The organism is Cetobacterium sp. (genome assembly GCF_051658645.1).
GTDB lineage: Bacteria > Fusobacteriota > Fusobacteriia > Fusobacteriales > Fusobacteriaceae > Cetobacterium_A.
Genome location: NZ_JBOFMZ010000071.1, coordinates 1 through 16,250, shown reverse-complemented (window position 1 = coordinate 16,250; position 16,250 = coordinate 1). Strand labels below are relative to the sequence as shown.

The 16,250-nt window shown below is 29.3% G+C and carries 18 protein-coding genes; 13 read left to right on the top strand and 5 right to left on the bottom strand.

Annotated elements, in window-relative coordinates; all coding sequences use genetic code 11:
* The first annotated feature begins 74 nt into the window (after positions 1-74).
* The 6 genes from rsxC to ACRCZX_RS09120 are packed head-to-tail and all read left to right on the top strand — an operon-like array spanning position 75 to position 5,076.
* Positions 75-1,385, top strand: coding sequence for an electron transport complex subunit RsxC (rsxC, locus tag ACRCZX_RS09145; RefSeq protein ID WP_438582626.1), 1,311 nt, complete (start codon positions 75-77; stop codon positions 1,383-1,385).
* A 10-nt stretch (positions 1,386-1,395) separates the two neighbouring features.
* Positions 1,396-2,328, top strand: coding sequence for an RnfABCDGE type electron transport complex subunit D (locus ACRCZX_RS09140; protein WP_438582625.1), 933 nt, complete (start codon positions 1,396-1,398; stop codon positions 2,326-2,328).
* Positions 2,328-2,867 carry an RnfABCDGE type electron transport complex subunit G gene (locus ACRCZX_RS09135; protein ID WP_438582624.1) on the top strand — a complete coding sequence of 180 codons (540 nt, stop codon included), beginning with the start codon at positions 2,328-2,330 and terminating at the stop codon, positions 2,865-2,867. The genes ACRCZX_RS09140 and ACRCZX_RS09135 overlap by 1 nt, the downstream gene beginning before the upstream one ends.
* Complete coding sequence (locus ACRCZX_RS09130; RefSeq protein ID WP_438582623.1) at positions 2,867-3,475, top strand: RnfABCDGE type electron transport complex subunit E; 609 nt, start codon at positions 2,867-2,869, stop codon at positions 3,473-3,475. The genes ACRCZX_RS09135 and ACRCZX_RS09130 overlap by 1 nt, the downstream gene beginning before the upstream one ends.
* A gap of 1 nt (position 3,476) precedes the next feature.
* On the top strand, positions 3,477-4,061 hold the full coding sequence (gene rsxA / locus ACRCZX_RS09125) for an electron transport complex subunit RsxA (RefSeq protein WP_438582622.1): 585 nt from the start codon (positions 3,477-3,479) through the stop codon (positions 4,059-4,061).
* Between the two features lie 16 nt (positions 4,062-4,077).
* Complete coding sequence (locus ACRCZX_RS09120) at positions 4,078-5,076, top strand: RnfABCDGE type electron transport complex subunit B (protein ID WP_438582621.1); 999 nt, start codon at positions 4,078-4,080, stop codon at positions 5,074-5,076.
* Positions 5,077-5,108: 32 nt separating this feature from the next.
* Here ACRCZX_RS09120 and ACRCZX_RS09115 read toward each other — a convergent pair whose 3' ends face one another.
* Positions 5,109-5,486: a RidA family protein gene (locus ACRCZX_RS09115; RefSeq protein ID WP_438582620.1), complete on the bottom strand. Its 378-nt coding sequence runs from the start codon at positions 5,484-5,486 to the stop codon at positions 5,109-5,111.
* 264 nt (positions 5,487-5,750) lie between these two features.
* On the opposite strand from ACRCZX_RS09115, the gene ACRCZX_RS09110 reads away from it, so the two are divergent.
* The 3 genes from ACRCZX_RS09110 to ACRCZX_RS09100 all read left to right on the top strand — a co-directional run bounded on the left by ACRCZX_RS09110 (position 5,751) and on the right by ACRCZX_RS09100 (position 9,640).
* Positions 5,751-6,764: a PTS sugar transporter subunit IIC gene (locus ACRCZX_RS09110; protein WP_438582619.1), complete on the top strand. Its 1,014-nt coding sequence runs from the start codon at positions 5,751-5,753 to the stop codon at positions 6,762-6,764.
* A gap of 111 nt (positions 6,765-6,875) precedes the next feature.
* The gene (locus ACRCZX_RS09105) at positions 6,876-8,180 is read left to right on the top strand and encodes a Na+/H+ antiporter NhaC family protein (protein WP_438582618.1); all 1,305 of its coding nucleotides are present in this window, start codon (positions 6,876-6,878) and stop codon (positions 8,178-8,180) included.
* Positions 8,181-8,194: 14 nt separating this feature from the next.
* Complete coding sequence (locus ACRCZX_RS09100) at positions 8,195-9,640, top strand: flippase (RefSeq protein ID WP_438582617.1); 1,446 nt, start codon at positions 8,195-8,197, stop codon at positions 9,638-9,640.
* 19 nt (positions 9,641-9,659) lie between these two features.
* Here the strand turns inward: ACRCZX_RS09100 and ACRCZX_RS09095 are convergent, their stop codons facing one another.
* The 4 genes from ACRCZX_RS09095 to ACRCZX_RS09080 all read right to left on the bottom strand — a co-directional run bounded on the left by ACRCZX_RS09095 (position 9,660) and on the right by ACRCZX_RS09080 (position 12,330).
* Positions 9,660-9,938, bottom strand: a complete 279-nt coding sequence (locus tag ACRCZX_RS09095) for a DUF2325 domain-containing protein (protein ID WP_438582616.1) — start codon at positions 9,936-9,938, stop codon at positions 9,660-9,662.
* A gap of 16 nt (positions 9,939-9,954) precedes the next feature.
* A complete protein-coding gene (locus tag ACRCZX_RS09090; RefSeq protein ID WP_438582615.1) occupies positions 9,955-10,290 on the bottom strand; it encodes a DUF2023 family protein in 336 nt (111 codons plus the stop codon).
* A 106-nt stretch (positions 10,291-10,396) separates the two neighbouring features.
* Entirely contained in the window at positions 10,397-11,206 is an 810-nt protein-coding gene (locus tag ACRCZX_RS09085) for a Cof-type HAD-IIB family hydrolase (protein WP_438582614.1), read from the bottom strand.
* Entirely contained in the window at positions 11,203-12,330 is a 1,128-nt protein-coding gene (locus ACRCZX_RS09080) for a M20 metallopeptidase family protein (RefSeq protein WP_438582613.1), read from the bottom strand. The genes ACRCZX_RS09085 and ACRCZX_RS09080 overlap by 4 nt, the downstream gene beginning before the upstream one ends.
* A 536-nt stretch (positions 12,331-12,866) precedes the next feature.
* On the opposite strand from ACRCZX_RS09080, the gene ACRCZX_RS09075 reads away from it, so the two are divergent.
* The 4 genes from ACRCZX_RS09075 to dapD all read left to right on the top strand — a co-directional run bounded on the left by ACRCZX_RS09075 (position 12,867) and on the right by dapD (position 15,967).
* Positions 12,867-13,589: an amino acid kinase family protein gene (locus ACRCZX_RS09075; protein ID WP_438582612.1), complete on the top strand. Its 723-nt coding sequence runs from the start codon at positions 12,867-12,869 to the stop codon at positions 13,587-13,589.
* 89 nt (positions 13,590-13,678) lie between these two features.
* Complete coding sequence (gene dapA / locus ACRCZX_RS09070; RefSeq protein ID WP_438582611.1) at positions 13,679-14,554, top strand: 4-hydroxy-tetrahydrodipicolinate synthase; 876 nt, start codon at positions 13,679-13,681, stop codon at positions 14,552-14,554.
* Entirely contained in the window at positions 14,551-15,246 is a 696-nt protein-coding gene (gene dapB, locus ACRCZX_RS09065; protein WP_438582610.1) for a 4-hydroxy-tetrahydrodipicolinate reductase, read from the top strand. Before dapA ends, dapB begins: the two co-directional genes overlap by 4 nt.
* 19 nt (positions 15,247-15,265) lie before the next feature.
* The gene (gene dapD, locus ACRCZX_RS09060; RefSeq protein ID WP_438582609.1) at positions 15,266-15,967 is read left to right on the top strand and encodes a 2,3,4,5-tetrahydropyridine-2,6-dicarboxylate N-acetyltransferase; all 702 of its coding nucleotides are present in this window, start codon (positions 15,266-15,268) and stop codon (positions 15,965-15,967) included.
* Positions 15,968-16,250 lie beyond the last annotated feature (283 nt).

Below are 16,250 nucleotides of genomic sequence, written 5' to 3'. Positions count from 1 at the left end.
AAGTTGTTAAAGATAAATAAATGTGATATTCTAAAATAGAAATATGATTTCAAAATAAAAAGGAGGGATATTTTATGAAATTCTTCGGATTCAAGGGTGGAGTACATCCACCAGAAAACAAGATTGAAACACAAAATCAATTGATACAGAGATTAGCAGCTCCAAAAATGGTTTTTATACCATTGCTTCAACACATAGGAGTTCCATTATTATCTTCTGTAAAAATCGGGGAAAGAGTTTTAAAAGGTCAAATGATAGGGGATTCAGATGCATTTTTATCTGTACCAATTCATTCAACAGTAAGTGGAATAGTAAAAAAAATTGAAAAATTACCATTTCCACTAATGGGAGTAGTAGAAACAATTGTAATTGAGAATGATTTGCAAGATGAATGGGTAGATTTAAAGAAAATTGAAAATTGGAAAGAATTGTCAAAAGAAGATCTTTTAAAAGTAATAAGATCAAAAGGAATAGTGGGACTTGGTGGAGCAGCATTTCCAACTCATATTAAATTAAATCCACCAAAAGATGTTAAAATAGACACTCTTTTATTGAATGGCGCAGAATGTGAGCCTTATTTAAATTCGGATAATAGAGTTATGATTGAAGAGCCTTTAAAAGTTATAGAAGGTATTAAGATAATGATGCATATTTTAAATGTAGACAGTGCTGTTATTGGAATTGAAGATAATAAAGAAGAAGCGATAGAAGTGATGAAAAAAGCTATACTTGGAACAAGTATAAAAGTGATGCCATTAAAAACAATGTATCCACAAGGAGGAGAAAAATCTTTAATAAAAGCAATTTTAAATAAAGAGGTTCCATCAGGAAAATTACCTTCATCTGTTGGTGTTGTAGTTAATAATACAACAACAGCTGCTGCAATATATGATGCAGTAGTAAATGGATTACCTTTAATAGATAAGGTAATAACAGTCGCAGGAAAAGCAATAAGAGAACCTAAAAATTTAAGAGTACTTATAGGAACTCAAATATCAGAAGTTTTAGAAAATTGTGGTTATAATGAAGAAGAAGTAAAAAAACTTGTAATGGGTGGACCAATGATGGGAATGGCTCAGTTAACTTTAGAAGTCCCTGTTATAAAAGGAACTTCAGGGATTTTAGCTTTAACAAAAGAAGAGACAAACTATTGTAAACCAAAAGCTTGTATCGGTTGTGGAAAATGTGTGGATGCTTGCCCAATGTCTTTAGAACCTGTTATGTATGCTAGATTAGCAGAGTTTTCAGAGTGGGAAAAGATGGCTAAATATCATTTGATGGATTGTATTGAATGTGGTTCGTGCTCGTATATCTGCCCATCAAATAGACCTTTAACAGAAGCAATAAAGATTGGAAAAGCTAAACTTAGATCAATGAAAAAATAGGAGGGAAAAAGTGGCAAAAATTTTGAAAATGGGGCCATCGCCTCATATAAGAACGAAGGAAACTGTTGATGATGTAATGTATGATGTATTAATTGCACTATTACCAACACTTCTAGCAGCAAGTTATTTTTTTGGAGTTAGAGCAATTGTAGTTACAGCGGTATCTATTTTATCTTGTATGTTAACAGAGTTTATATGTCAAAAATTACTAAAGCAAGAAATTCAAATTTTTGATGGTAGCGCTATAATAACAGGAGTGTTATATGCATTTGTAATACCGCCATATATGTCATTAATTTATATAGTAATAGGAGCTATTGTTTCAATTTTACTTGGGAAAATGGTATTTGGTGGTCTAGGACACAATATATTTAATCCTGCTTTAGTGGGAAGAGCGTTTGTTCAAGCGTCTTGGCCAGTTGCAATAACAACATTTATGTATGATGATATTGGAGGGGCTACTTTACTGGATGCAATGAAAAGAGGGTTGTCAACAGATTCAGCTTTAATAGAAAAAGGAAATCTTTATTTGAATACTTTTGTAGGTAAAATGGGAGGATGTTTAGGTGAAACATCAGCATTAGCAATACTTTTAGGAGGATTGTACTTAATTTACAAAAAACAAGTAGATTGGAAAGTTCCAACGATTATTATAGGAACAGTATTTATAATAGCTTTAATAGCTGGAGCAAATCCATTTTTACATATATTTTCAGGAGGATTATTCTTAGGAGCATTCTTTATGGCAAGTGATATGGTTACTTCGCCACATACACCAAAAGGAAGAGCGATTTTTGCTTTAGGAGTTGGAATTTTAGTAGGTCTGATTAGATTTAAAGGTGGATATCCAGAAGGAGTAGCATATTCAATACTTATAATGAATGGATTTGTACCTTTAATAAATAAATATATAAGCCCTAAAAAATTTGGGGAGGTAAAGTAATGGGAAAAAATAGATTTATTCATTATGGTTTAGTTTTAACATTGATTGCCTCTATTTCAGCTGGAATTTTATCAATAGTTAATGGAGCAACTCAAAAAGTTATTAAAGAAAATGAAAAAGCAGCAGTAAATACTGCAAGAACAATGGTTTTACCAAAAGCAGTAGCATTTGATGAAGAAGATACTATTAAAGTTGATGAGTTCGAGTTTATTCCAGGAAAAGGTGAGAACGGAAGACCAGTAGGTTATGTTGTAACAGTATCAGAGCCAGGGTATGCTGCTAATATAGATTTTGTATTGGGAATAGACAGACGTGGAAGAGTTACTGGATTAAATATAATAGGAAGCCAAGAAACACCTGGATTGGGATCTAAAATTTTAGAGCTAGAATGGCAGAAAAAAATTATAGGAAAAGATAGTGCTTATGAATTTAATAAATCAACAGATGGATTTGCAGGAGCAACAATTTCACCAAATGCAGTTTACAAGGGAGTTAAAAGAGCTTTAAATAGTTTCAATAGTGAGGTGAATAAAAAATAATGGCAAAATCAAATAAAGAAATATTATTAAACGGAATAATAAAAGAGAATCCAGTATTTGTATTGTTATTAGGGCTATGTCCAACATTAGGAGTAACTTCTTCATCAATAAATGGAATGGCTATGGGATTAGCAACAATGGCAGTTATATTATTTTCAAATATGTTGATATCAATGGTAAAAAGTTTAATTCCTGATAAAGTTAGGATACCAGCTTTTATAATGATAATAGCATCATTAGTTACAATAGTTGAGATGATTATGAAGGCTTATCTTCCAGATTTATATAAAGTTTTAGGATTATTTATTCCTTTAATTGTTGTAAATTGTATTGTTCTTGGAAGAGCAGAAAGCTTTGCTTCAAAAAATACTGTTTTCAAATCTATTTTAGATGGAATTGGGTCTGGATTAGGATTCACTTTAGCCTTAACAGTCCTTGGTACAATAAGAGAAATTTTAGGAAATGGAACTGCATTTGGAATATCAGTTACACCAGAATCATTTACTCCAGCTTTAATTTTTATCTTGGCGCCAGGAGCTTTTATAACAATAGGTTTTATAATAGCAGCTCAAAATTATTTTAAAGCTAAAAAAAATGGGGTGAAATAAAATGGATTTTGCAAAAATATTCAGTTTAATAATAACAGCAATTTTTATTCAAAATATAATATTTGCTAAATTTTTAGGGGTATGCCCATTTATGGGTGTTTCTAAAAAAGTAGAGTCTTCAATTGGAATGGGAATGGCAGTAACTTTTGTTATGTCATTAGCTTCAGGTGTAACGTGGACAATTTATAATTACTTATTAGTACCATTACATTTAGAATATTTACAAACAATAGCATTTATATTAATAATAGCTTCATTAGTTCAATTTGTTGAAATGGCAATACAAAAAACATCTCCAAACTTATATAAAGCTTTAGGTGTATTTTTGCCATTGATAACAACTAATTGCGCAGTTTTAGGTATAGCGATTTTAAATATTCAGCAAAAATATAATTTTATAGAGTCTGTAATAAATGGAGCTGCAGTAGCAATAGGATTTACATTAGCTTTAGTATTACTTGCAGGAATAAGAGAAAGAATTGAATATGCATCTATTCCAGGACCATTTAAAGGAGTTCCAATAGCTTTTATTTCAGCAGGACTTTTGGCAATGGCTTTTATGGGATTCAGCGGAATGAAAATATAAAGTTGGAGGTAAATTAATGGAATCAATATTATTTCCTGTTTTATCACTAGGAGGAACAGGATTAGCAATGGGACTATTTTTAGCTTATGCTTCTAAGAAATTTGAAGTAAAAGTTGATGAAAAAGTAGAAGCTATTCAAGGAATACTTCCAGGTATAAATTGTGGTGCATGCGGTTATCCTGGGTGTTCAGGGTATGCAGAAGCAATAGCTCTAAACGGAGCTGAAATAACATCTTGTTCTCCAGGTGGACCATCTGTGGCAGCTGAAATTGCAAAATTAATGGGAGCTTCAGTCGATTTATCTGGACCAAAGATGGTTGCTAAACTATTGTGTGGAGGAGATTGTACTAGAACAACAAAAACTTATAAGTTTGAAGGAGAGTTAACAACTTGTGAGGCTATAAATTTATATGCTGGTGGAGATAAATCTTGTAAATATGGTTGTCTAGGATATGGAGATTGTTCAAAGGTTTGTCCTGTTAATGCAATAACAGTTACAGAAAAAGGAATTGTTAGTATTAATGAAGAAAAATGTGTATCTTGCAAAAAGTGTGTAACAGCTTGTCCTAAGCATATTTTAGAAATGTTACCTATAAATAAAAGAGTTGTTGTAACATGTTTTTCAAAAGATAAAGGAGCTATTGCAAGAAAAGCATGTGTAGTTGCATGTATAGGCTGTGGAATTTGTCAAAAATCTTGTCCAGTAAATGCAATTGAAATAGAAAATAATGTTGCAAAAATTGATCCAGAGAAATGTGTAGAATGTGGATTGTGTGCAGTTAAATGTCCAACAAAAGCTATAAATAGTGAAGTTAAAGAGATAAAGAAAGCGGAAATAATTGAAGAAAAATGTATTGGCTGTACAGCTTGTGCTAGAGTATGTCCAATGAAATGTATAGAAGGAGAAGTAAAGCAAAAACATAAAATAGATCAATCGAAATGTATAGGTTGCCAACTGTGTTATGAAAAGTGCAAGTTCTCAGCTATAAAAATAAATGTTCAAAATATAAAGTAATAAAAAAAGATGAGAATTCTCATCTTTTTTTATTACTTTACTGCAATAACTTCAATTTCAACTTTAACATCTCTTGGTAATCTAGCAACTTCAACACAAGCTCTAGCAGGTTTAACTTCACCAAGATATTGAGAATATACTTCGTTTATAGAAGCAAAATCATTCATATCTTTAATAAAAACACTAGCTTTAACAACATCTGTTAAAGCATATCCAGCTTCTTCTAAAATTGCTTTAACATTTTCTAAAGATTGCTTTGTTTGTTCTTTAACATCATCAGAAATAACTGTCATTGTTTCAGGAACAAAAGGAATTTGTCCAGAAACATAAAGAGTTCCATTTATTTCAATTGCTTGAGAATAAGGTCCGATAGCCGCAGGAGCTTTTGTAGTGTTGATAACTTTTTTCATTGTAAATACCTCCCAATTAAATTTTGTTAATTAAATTTTAGCATAGTTTGATAAGATAAACAACTTTAATAGGAAAAAATATAATGATGTAAAGTATAAGTTAAATGTGTTAAATGCTCATTTAATTGTTTTGAAAATAAACACAAATTGGCAAAAAGTACTTTACTTTTTGTAAGAAATAGAGTATAATAATTCCTGTGACAAAAAAATACATTATATTATTATTAAAAATTTAATAAATTTTAGAGAAAAAGAGAGGGAAACATGGAACTATTAAAAGGATCAGTATTATTATTTTTGGTTTTAGCATTTTTTACAGCTTTTAGTTTAAAAGCCCCAAAAGGAATGAAGGCTATGGGTGCTTTAGCAGGAGCAGCAACAGCAAGTTTTCTAGTAGAAGCTTTCCAATATTATGTTGGTGGAGATCTTTTAGGAATAAAGTTTTTAGGAGCTGTTGGAGCATCAGCAGGATCAATGGGAGGAGTTGCAGCAGCAATATTAGTACCATTAGCTTTAGGAGTAAGTCCAGTTTATGCAGTTATGTTAGGAGCTGTTTGTGGAGGAATGGGAATAATCCCTGGATTTATTGCTGGATATGTAATGTCATTCATCATACCTAAGTTAGAAGAAAAAATCCCTGATGGATTGGATTTAATTGTTATTATTTGTTTAGCAGCACCTTTAGGAAGAGGAATAGCACAATTCACTTCTCCAGGAGTTACATTTGCTTTAAAATCAATTGGGGATATCATTGTAACAGCTCAATCAGCTAGTCCTTATGTAATGGCATTTATTTTAGGAGGAGTTATAACAGTAGTTGCGACAGCTCCAATAAGTTCAATGGCATTAACAGCAATGTTAGGATTAACTGGTTTACCAATGGCGATAGGTGCATTAGCAGTAATGTCATCATCATTCATGAACTTTGTTTTCTTTGATAGAATGAAATTTGGAGATAGATCAACAACAATATCAGTTGCAATTGAGCCATTAACTCAAGCAGACGTTATTTCTGCCAATCCAATACCAGTATTTACAACAAACTTTGTTGGTGGAGGAATTGCAGGAATGATTGTTAACTACTTTGGATTAATAAATAATGCAACAGGAACAGCAACACCAATAGCTGGTTTTGCAGTAATGTTTGGATTCAATCCTGCAAAAGAAGTATTGATAACAGCTGGTTTATGTGCTGTTTCTGGTATTCTAGTAGGATTTGTTGGATCAATAGTATTTAAAAATTATAAAATAAAAACTGTTTCTGAAATAAGAGGATAGCAGTTATTGAAAAAAGCTCCAGAAAATCTGGGGCTTTTTTTTTAGATTTGATAAAAAATGAAAAATAATGTATACTCATAAAAATGTACTTAAAATAAATTGGGAGGAAAAATGGAAAAAAAAATAAAAGGAAGCTTTAAAGGATTAATTCCTTTTTTAGTGTTCATAGGTTTTTATTTAGGAAGTGGAATTATATTAGATTCAAAGGGTGTAGAGTTAGCTTTTTATCAGCTTCCAGCACCGGTAGCAATTTTTCCAGGAATAATAGTAGCATTTTTATTGTTTAAAGGAACAATCAAAGAAAAATTTCAAACGTTTTTAGAAGGCTGTGGACATGAAGATATTATAACTATGTGTATAATCTATCTTTTGGCAGGTGCATTTGCAGTTGTTTCAAAATCAATGGGTGGTGTTGATTCTACAGTTAATTTAGGATTAACTTATATACCTGCTAATTATATTGCTCCAGGTTTATTTTTAATTGCGGGATTTATATCGACAGCAACAGGAACTTCAGTAGGATCAATAGTTTCACTTGCTCCAATAGCAGTTGGATTAGCTGAAAAAAGTGGAGTTTCAATGCCGTTAGTTTTAGCTGCATTAATGGGCGGAGCAATGTTTGGAGATAACTTGTCAATAATATCGGATACAACTATAGCAGCAACAAGAACTCAAGGTGTAGAAATGAAAGATAAGTTTAAAGTTAATATAAAAATATCGGCACCAGCAGCTGCATTGACTTTAATTTTATTAGTTTTATTTGGAAAACCAAATTCAACTCCTGAAACAGCAGAGCACTTGTTTAATGTAATTAAAGTTTTACCATATGTATTTGTTTTGTTGCTTTCTTTAATTGGTGTAAACGTATTTGTTGTATTAACATCTGGAATATTACTTTCTGGTGGAATTGGACTTTTTTATGGAGATTTTACTATGTTGAGTTATGCTAAAGAGATATATAATGGATTTACAGGAATGACCGAAATATTTCTACTATCTCTTTTAACTGGAGGACTTGCAGCGTTAGTAACTAAGGCTGGTGGTATAGATTGGATTATGTCAACAATTGAAAAGAAAATAAAAGGTGTAAGGAGTGCTCAGTTGGGTATTGGAGCTTTAGTTGCGTTAACAGATATGGCTGTAGCAAATAATACAGTTGCAATAATAATAAATGGACCTATTGCTAAAAAGATTTCAGAAAAATATAAAGTAGATCCAAAGAAAAGTGCGTCTGTTCTAGATATATTTTCTTGTATAACTCAAGGCATGATACCTTATGGAGCTCAAATGTTAATAATGTTAAGCTTTGCAGGAGGAAAAGTATCGCCTTTTGATATAATACCTTTACTTTGGTATCAGATGATTTTAGCAGTAATTACAATAGGTTATATTTTCTATAATCCTAAAGAAATTTAAAAGGATGTGGATATATGTCTGTTTCTAAAAATTATTTATATAATGTGCTTCTTATTATAAGTAATACATTATTTCCGATTATAACTTTTCCATATATATCTAGAGTTTTAATGCCTGAATATTTAGGGAAAGTTTATTTTGTGCAGGGAGTTGTAGCTTATTTTGTAATTATTTCTGTTTTAGGAGCACCAAATTATGGAATAAAAGAACTCTCTAAAGCAAAAAGTATTGGAGATTGGGAAGAATTTAAAAAAATATTTACAGAGCTTTTTTTGATGACCACCTTAAGTAGTTTTGGTTCACTATTGATATTACTAGTAACTATAAAATTATATGGAAAATTTTCAGCTGAAAAATTAATATTTTATATATTCTCAGCTCAAGTTTTGTTTGAATGTTTTCACATCAATCATTTTTTTATTGTTATGGAAAATCATAAAAGAAGATTAATAAGATCTTTTTTAATAAGATTTTTATCACTAGGTTTTCTTTTTTATTTTATAAAAACACCAAAAGATTATTATTTGTATGCGTTACTTTTAGTTATACCAGAAATTTTAGCAAGAATTATAGATGTCTTTAGTGTAAGAAAATATTTTAATTTTAATTTTAAAGAATTGAATTTCAAGAGACATATCAAAAATATGTGGATAATATTTTTGTATATATTTACAATAGGAATATACGGAAGTATTGATACAACAATGTTAGGTATAATGATAGGTGATACAGAAGTAGGTCTTTATACAGCTGCAGTGAAGATGTATAAAATGGTTTTACCTGTTATATTAACTTTAGGAACAGTTTTGTCACCTAGAATAATAGGAGCAATTAAAAGAAAAGAGAAATCAAATATTTATAAAAACATAGATATGTTTATGGATTATTCTTTTATAGTAGGTGTACCTGCAACTCTTTTAATGATGCTTTTAGCAAGAGAATTTACAATTTTATTCTCTGGGGAAGGTTTTATAGGATCAATTAATACAATGATAATAATGTCACCTTGCTTAGTGTTTTTAGCTATTGGTTCATTTGTAGGTGGCCAAGTAATGTTACCAAATGATATGGAAAAAAGAATTTTGACTATATCTATATTTGGAGTTTTTTTAAATATAGGATTAAATTATTTCTTAATTCCAATTTACTTTAGAAATGGTGCAGCAATAGCAACTTTAGTTACAGAGGTATTTATAGCTTTAGTAAAGATTAAACAAATGAAGAATATCTACACAGAGTATAAACTATTAACGAAAGATCGAATTTTAACGATTTTAATTGGAGCTTTAGTTTCGATTTTAATATATATGAAAATTGAAGTTTTTAGAGAATTTGGAAATCTATTAACATTATTAATTGTTCCAATTATTTATGGGGTATTATATTTTGGATTTTTAATTTTGTTTCAAAATAAAAGAGTTTTTATGTGGATAGACTTTATAAAAAAAAGATTGCCTTAAAAACGCAATCTTTTTTTTATTATTTATAATTTTTTTCAAGATTTTCTTTTAATTTAGATATGCCGTTATTATTTAAGTGGATAATTGGTATATTTTGAGTTTTACAAACTTTGTTACAACTATTTAAAAGGTTGTGACTTACTAAGTTAGTAAAAATTATACACATTTCACAATTTTTTATTTTTTTACAAAAATCAGGGCATTGCGTGTTATATACTTTACCTTTCAACTTGTAAGACTTTAAAATTTCTAAATACTCTCTTTCACCTCTTTTTAAACCACCAACAATAGCAACCATTTTAACTCCTCCTTAATTAAGAAACTTTTATATTTTCTTTGTTTTTAAAATTTATATATCGATCGCATTGTTTTTTTCGATCATATCCAAGCATAATTCCTAGCATAAAGTCTTCTTCAGCTGTGTATTCAGATAAATTTGATTTATTTATGCTTTTTATAACGTTGATACAAGATTCATCTCCAAAGAAAATATTATATCTGCCATTTTTTATTTTATATATTTTGTATGCTATATTTTTTGATATCAATCTTTCTTTAACAAAAGCTAAAAGGTCTTCAGATATAGTATGTAAAATTAAATTTCTAATTCCTTTTTCGAATTCGTATATATGATGAATGAAAACTTGCATAAATTCCTCCAATAATGTGATACTCTTATATTACCACGAAACATTTCATAAGTCAATTAGTTTTACAATCAAAGTATTAGAGAAATAAATAAAGTGGATAACCACTTTATTTATTGAAAATTAATTTTTGAATTAAATTTGCCATACCATGATTGTTATTTGAAGTTGTTATAAATTTACAAATCTCTTTAATCTCAGGCTTAGCATTTTCGACACAAGCTGCAAGACCAGCAACTTTAAGCATCGGTAAATCATTATACGAATCACCAACAACTATTATTTCATCAATTCTTACTCCAACTAACTTGGCTAATTTTAAAAGTGAACTTCCTTTATCAACACCTAATTTTGTAACCTCTAAGAAAAAAGGTTTTGAAATAGCAATAGAAAAATCTTTACCAAGTTCATTTTTCAATTCTTTTTCTACAGTTGCTAGGTAACTAGGATCTTCTAATAAAATACACTTAACACAATCTTTATCTATAGCCTTTTTAAAGTTTTTTACTTTTTCAAAAGGCATTTTAGTTAAATCAACTTCAACTTCAATATATGAACTATAACTTTCAGAAACAATAGTATTATCTAAATAAGTTATAATTTCAACATTTTTAGTTTTGCTAAAGTCATAGAGAGTGTGCATTTCTTTTTGAGTAAGAGTTTCTTCTAATATATTTTTGTTGCTTTTACAGTCTGTAATAATAGAACCATTATAAGATAAAATATAGCTTCCATATTTAGCTAAATCTAACTCTTTAGCTAAATCTTTCATGGCATATGTTGGTCTACCAGAAGCTAAAACAAACTTAACCCCAGCTTCTTGTGCTTTGATTATTGCTTCTTTATCTTTTGTAGAAATTTTTCCTTGAGAATTTAATAAAGTATCATCAAGGTCAGTTACAATCATTTTGTATTTCATTTTTTTTCCTCCCAAAGTTTAATAAAAAGTTTGATTCCCTCAAGAAGAACTTTTTCATCAAAATTGAATGTAGATGTATGAAGTGGAGATATAAAGTTTTTTTCTTTATTTTTAGTTCCTAGTAGAAAAAAAAGGCCAGGAACTTTTTCTTGATAGAATGCAAAATCTTCTGCTAAAGTTAAAATTTCTCCTTCTACAAAATTAAACTGTGATGATAATTTTAAAAATTGTTTATATAAATAAGAACTATTTATAACTGCAGGATAAAGAATTCTAAATTCATCTTCTATTTTAACATTGAAAGATGTTTCAACTCCACGATGTATTTCTTTCATTCTTTTAATTATATTTTCAGTATCATCTTGAGAATACGCTCTAATTGTACCATAAAAATCGATAGAATTAGGAATGATATTTCTAACAGTTCCACCATTTATTTTACCAACAGTAATAACTCCTGCGTTAAATGGAGATAAATTTCTAGAAATTATAGTTTGATAAGAATCTATAATTTTTGTAAAAGGAATTAATGGATCATTTGTTTTATGCGGCATTCCACCATGCCCACCTTTTCCAATTACTTTACAATCGAACTCTGTAGCTTGAGCAAAGAAAGGTCCTGCTTTAGTTGAAATAGTTCCTTCTTCTAAATCTGGAAAAAGATGAAAAGAATAAATTTCTTTAACTTTAAATTTTTCTAAAAGTCCCTCTTCACATATAAATTTAGCACCACCAGGTCCTTCTTCAGCAGGTTGGAAAATCAATAAAGTGCTTAAATTTTTAATTTTGATTGTCGTTAGATATTTCGCGAATCCAAGCAGACTAGCAGTATGGCCATCGTGTCCACAAGCATGCATAAAACCATCGTGTTTAGAGTTGAAATTAGAACAATTTTCTTCTTGGATAGAAAGAGCATCAATATCAGCTCTAAATGCTTTACAATATTCAGATACTCCAGGAATATAAATATAAACTCCTGTTCCAGAAATTGAAATTGGAGAGTACCCCATATTTGTTAACTCATCTATTATATATTTTTGTGTTTTAAACTCTTTGAAACCAATTTCTGGAATTTTATGTAGATCCCTTCTATATTTAGTTACATTTTCTAATAATGAATTCATAGACTCCGTTACTTTCAATTTATAAAAGTTTATAAATTGAATTCCTTATTCATAGAATCCCATTTCAATAAATTAATTTATCTACTTTAATTCGAGATGGGTTGATTTTCAATATCTCATTAGTAATTTGATACAGATTATGTTACCGATATTAGAAATCCTTCTATAAACGAGCTTTATTTGTTTTTCTAATTTCACGATATTTTGGCTCTTGTCGTAACGGATTGCCACCTCCTTAGAATTTTCATATTTTCGTGAAACCTATTTTTGAAATATTTTTTACTTCTTTTATAATTTACTATGTCCTGTTGCTACGCCTACTAAACGAATAAGTTATTTAATAATATGATTTTTTTGAGATAAAAACAATCAAAAATAAAAAAGATTCATAATATATGAACTATTTCATTTAGTAAAATTAAATGAAATCAACAAAAATAGAGTATAAAATAGAATGGAAAAAAAATAAAATTGATAAATTTAAAATTTGATTTAAAAGCAGTAAAATATAATAAAAGATTATGAGGTGAGGTATTTTGAGAATTGTATTGAAATATGGAGGTAGTTCAGTAGCTACTTTAGAAAAAATAGAGAAAATAGCAAATTATATAAAAAGCTTAAAAGAAAAAATAGAAGAAATTGTAGTTGTAGTTTCCGCTATGGGAAAGACAACAGATGAATTATTGAAAAAAGCTCAGTATTTTACATCAACTCCTAATAAAAGAGAGATAGATATGCTAATTACTACAGGAGAGCAACAAAGTATAGCATTATTGTCTTTAGCTTTAAATTCCATAGGATGTGAAGCGATTTCTTATACTGGTTACCAAATTGGTTTGAAAACAGTTGGAGAATATGGTGATAGTGAAATTGTAGGAGTTGACACTGAATTTTTAGAAAAGAAATTGAAAGAAAACAAAGTTATAATAGTTGCAGGTTTTCAAGGGATAAATGAGATAGGGGATATAACCACTTTAGGAAGAGGTGGTTCTGATACAACTGCAGTAGCTTTAGCTGGAATGTTAAGGTGTGAATGCAAAATATATACAGATGTTGATGGTGTTTATACAGATGACCCTAAAAAAAATATTTTAGCAACAAAAATTTCGAAAATTTCTTATGACGATATGGAAAATATGTCAAGAAATGGAGCTAAAATAATGGAAACAAAAGCTGTTATGATGGGGAAAAAATATAGAGTGCCAATTTTTGTGGGAAAAAGTTTAGGAAGTGAAAACGGGACCTACATATTAGATTAAAAATAAATTGAAATATTGGCTTATAAAGGCTACTATAAAGGTAGTAACAAAAGTTTTGTTAAATAATAATTTAATATTGGAGGTTAGAGATGTTTAAAGGATCAGGAGTAGCACTTATTACACCGTTTAATGAAGATATGAGTGTAAATTATTTAGAATTATCAAAATTAGTTGAGTACCATTGTACTAATAATACAGATGCACTAATAGTTTTAGGAACAACAGGAGAAGCAAGTACACTTACAGATGATGAAAAAACAAAAATTGTTAAAACTGTTTTAGATATTAATAAAAAAAGACTTCCAATAATAGTTGGATCAGGAAGTAACAATACTATTAAAGCTATAGAGATGTCTAAAAAATATGAAAGTATGGGTGTAGATGGCTTGTTGTTAGTGACGCCTTACTATAATAAAGGAAATGAAGATGGTATATATAAACACTTTATTTCAATAGCTGAATTTGTAAAACTTCCAATTATGCTTTATAACGTTCCAGGAAGAACAGGAGTTCATCTTTCTTTAGGGCTGTTAAAAAGATTAGCAAAACAAAAAAATATAGTTGCGATAAAAGAAGCGAGTGGTGATATTACTTATGCTTCAGAAATAGCTAGATTAATTCCAGAATTAGATATTTATTCTGGAAATGACGATATAATCGTACCATTATTATCTATAGGAGCAGTAGGAACAGTTTCAGTTTTAGCAAATATAGAACCAAAAATTGTTCATAATATAGTTTTTAATTATTTGAATGGAGACACAAAAGAAGCTATGAGGCTTCAATTAAAATATAATGGATTAGTAAAAGGATTATTTGTAGAGGTTAATCCAATTCCAGTGAAAAAAGCTATGAATCTTTTAGGAAAAAATGTAGGCGCGTGTCGTTTACCTTTAGGAGAAATGGATGAAAAAAACATAGAATTTTTACAAAAAGAGTTAAAAGAAATTGGAGAATTAATATGAAAATAGCTATGCATGGCACAGGAGTTATGGGGAAAACTATAAAAGAGTTGGGCCAAGATAAAATTGTAGCTTTTGTTGATGATATAAAAAATATAGATCTAAATGAGGATGTAGATGTGGTTGTTGATTTTTCTCATTTTAGTAAATTGGATAATTTGATAGAGAGTTGTGTAAATAGAAAATATCCTTTGGTTATTGCAACTACAGGTTATACTGGAGCAACACTAGAAAAAATAATAAAAGCATCAAAAGTAATTCCAATACTATTATCTTCAAATACATCTTTAGGGGTAAATGCAATAAATGGAATATTAAAGACTTTAGTTCCAAAATTGGAAAACAATTTTGATATAGAAATAATAGAGAAGCATCATAATAAAAAAATAGATTCACCAAGTGGAACAGCCATTACACTTTTAGAAACTATTAAGAATTCTTTAAAAGAAAGATATTCTGTTGTTTACGGAAGAGAGGGTGTAGCAAAAAGAAATCAAAAAGAAATCGGAATACATTCGATTAGAGGCGGAACGATTGTAGGTGAACATACAATTATTTTTGCAGGTGAAGATGAGATAATAGAAGTAACACATAAAGCTTTATCTAAAAAGATTTTTGCAATAGGAGCTTTGAAGTGTGCAGAATTTTTAAAAGATAAAGAAGCTAAATTGTATACAATGGAAGATATATTCTAACAAACTAGGGAGGAAAATAATGATACTAGAAACAGCTGAAGATTTAATAGGATTTATAAAAAATTCAAAAAAGAAAACTATGAGTAAAGTTTATATAAACGGAAGTATAAAATTTTGTAACAATGAAATATTCTCTTTTAAAGGAGAATATGGAGTTATTTTAATAGGTGATTGGAAAGAGATAGAAGCTATTATCAAAAATAATGAAAATACAATTGAAAATTATTTTGTAGAAAATTTATCTAGAAACTCAGGAGTGCCTTTATTAGATACAAAATCAATAAATGCAAGAATTGAACCAGGTTCAATAATAAGAGATAAAGTTAAAATAGGAGACAATGCTGTTATAATGATGGGAGCTATTATTAATATAGGAGCAGAGATCGGAGAAGGAACTATGATAGATATGAATGCTGTTTTAGGTGGAAGGGCTATTGTAGGCAAAAGATGCCATATAGGAGCAGGAACAGTCTTAGCTGGAGTGATTGAACCACCATCAGCACAGCCTGTAATAGTAGAAGATGATGTTATTATTGGTGCAAATGCAGTTGTGATTGAAGGCGTTAGAATCGGAAAAGGTTCTGTGGTAGCAGCAGGAGCAATAGTTTTACATGATGTTCCACCTGGTTCTGTAGTGGCGGGAAATCCTGCGAAAGTTGTTAAGCAAAAAGATGAAAAAACATTCGAAAAAACAAAACTTGTAGATGATTTAAGAAAATAAATATGATGAAATTTTAAGATAGAAAAGCTAAAAACTTTTCTATCTTTTTTTAATTTTTTAAAAAAATAAAAAAAGTCATTGACTAAGTTTAAAACTTATGGTACTATTATTAATGTCAGCAGCGAAAACTGCAGACAAGAAAACTTAAGGACATTAGCAACCGAATAGAGAAAATAGTCAGAAGTTGTGTAAACAACAAAATACCAGTAATGGTAAAACCATTTAGATGGTTAAAAGGTGTAAAGAAAGTCTAAGGACTTAAAAATATATTTGAATGAAGAGT

Bases quoted from the DNA above. Each gene is read 5' to 3' on its own strand.
- ACRCZX_RS09100 (WP_438582617.1), top strand. From the start codon at position 8,195: ATGTCTGTTTCTAAAAATTATTTATATAATGTGCTTCTTATTATAAGT.
- rsxC (WP_438582626.1), top strand. From the start codon at position 75: ATGAAATTCTTCGGATTCAAGGGTGGAGTACATCCACCAGAAAACAAG.
- dapA (WP_438582611.1), top strand. From the start codon at position 13,679: ATGTTTAAAGGATCAGGAGTAGCACTTATTACACCGTTTAATGAAGAT.
- ACRCZX_RS09090 (WP_438582615.1), bottom strand. From the start codon at position 10,290: ATGCAAGTTTTCATTCATCATATATACGAATTCGAAAAAGGAATTAGA.
- dapD (WP_438582609.1), top strand. From the start codon at position 15,266: ATGATACTAGAAACAGCTGAAGATTTAATAGGATTTATAAAAAATTCA.
- ACRCZX_RS09080 (WP_438582613.1), bottom strand. From the start codon at position 12,330: ATGAATTCATTATTAGAAAATGTAACTAAATATAGAAGGGATCTACAT.
- ACRCZX_RS09130 (WP_438582623.1), top strand. From the start codon at position 2,867: ATGGCAAAATCAAATAAAGAAATATTATTAAACGGAATAATAAAAGAG.
- ACRCZX_RS09120 (WP_438582621.1), top strand. From the start codon at position 4,078: ATGGAATCAATATTATTTCCTGTTTTATCACTAGGAGGAACAGGATTA.
- ACRCZX_RS09105 (WP_438582618.1), top strand. From the start codon at position 6,876: ATGGAAAAAAAAATAAAAGGAAGCTTTAAAGGATTAATTCCTTTTTTA.
- rsxA (WP_438582622.1), top strand. From the start codon at position 3,477: ATGGATTTTGCAAAAATATTCAGTTTAATAATAACAGCAATTTTTATT.
- ACRCZX_RS09135 (WP_438582624.1), top strand. From the start codon at position 2,328: ATGGGAAAAAATAGATTTATTCATTATGGTTTAGTTTTAACATTGATT.
- ACRCZX_RS09110 (WP_438582619.1), top strand. From the start codon at position 5,751: ATGGAACTATTAAAAGGATCAGTATTATTATTTTTGGTTTTAGCATTT.
- ACRCZX_RS09095 (WP_438582616.1), bottom strand. From the start codon at position 9,938: ATGGTTGCTATTGTTGGTGGTTTAAAAAGAGGTGAAAGAGAGTATTTA.
- ACRCZX_RS09115 (WP_438582620.1), bottom strand. From the start codon at position 5,486: ATGAAAAAAGTTATCAACACTACAAAAGCTCCTGCGGCTATCGGACCT.
- dapB (WP_438582610.1), top strand. From the start codon at position 14,551: ATGAAAATAGCTATGCATGGCACAGGAGTTATGGGGAAAACTATAAAA.
- ACRCZX_RS09085 (WP_438582614.1), bottom strand. From the start codon at position 11,206: ATGAAATACAAAATGATTGTAACTGACCTTGATGATACTTTATTAAAT.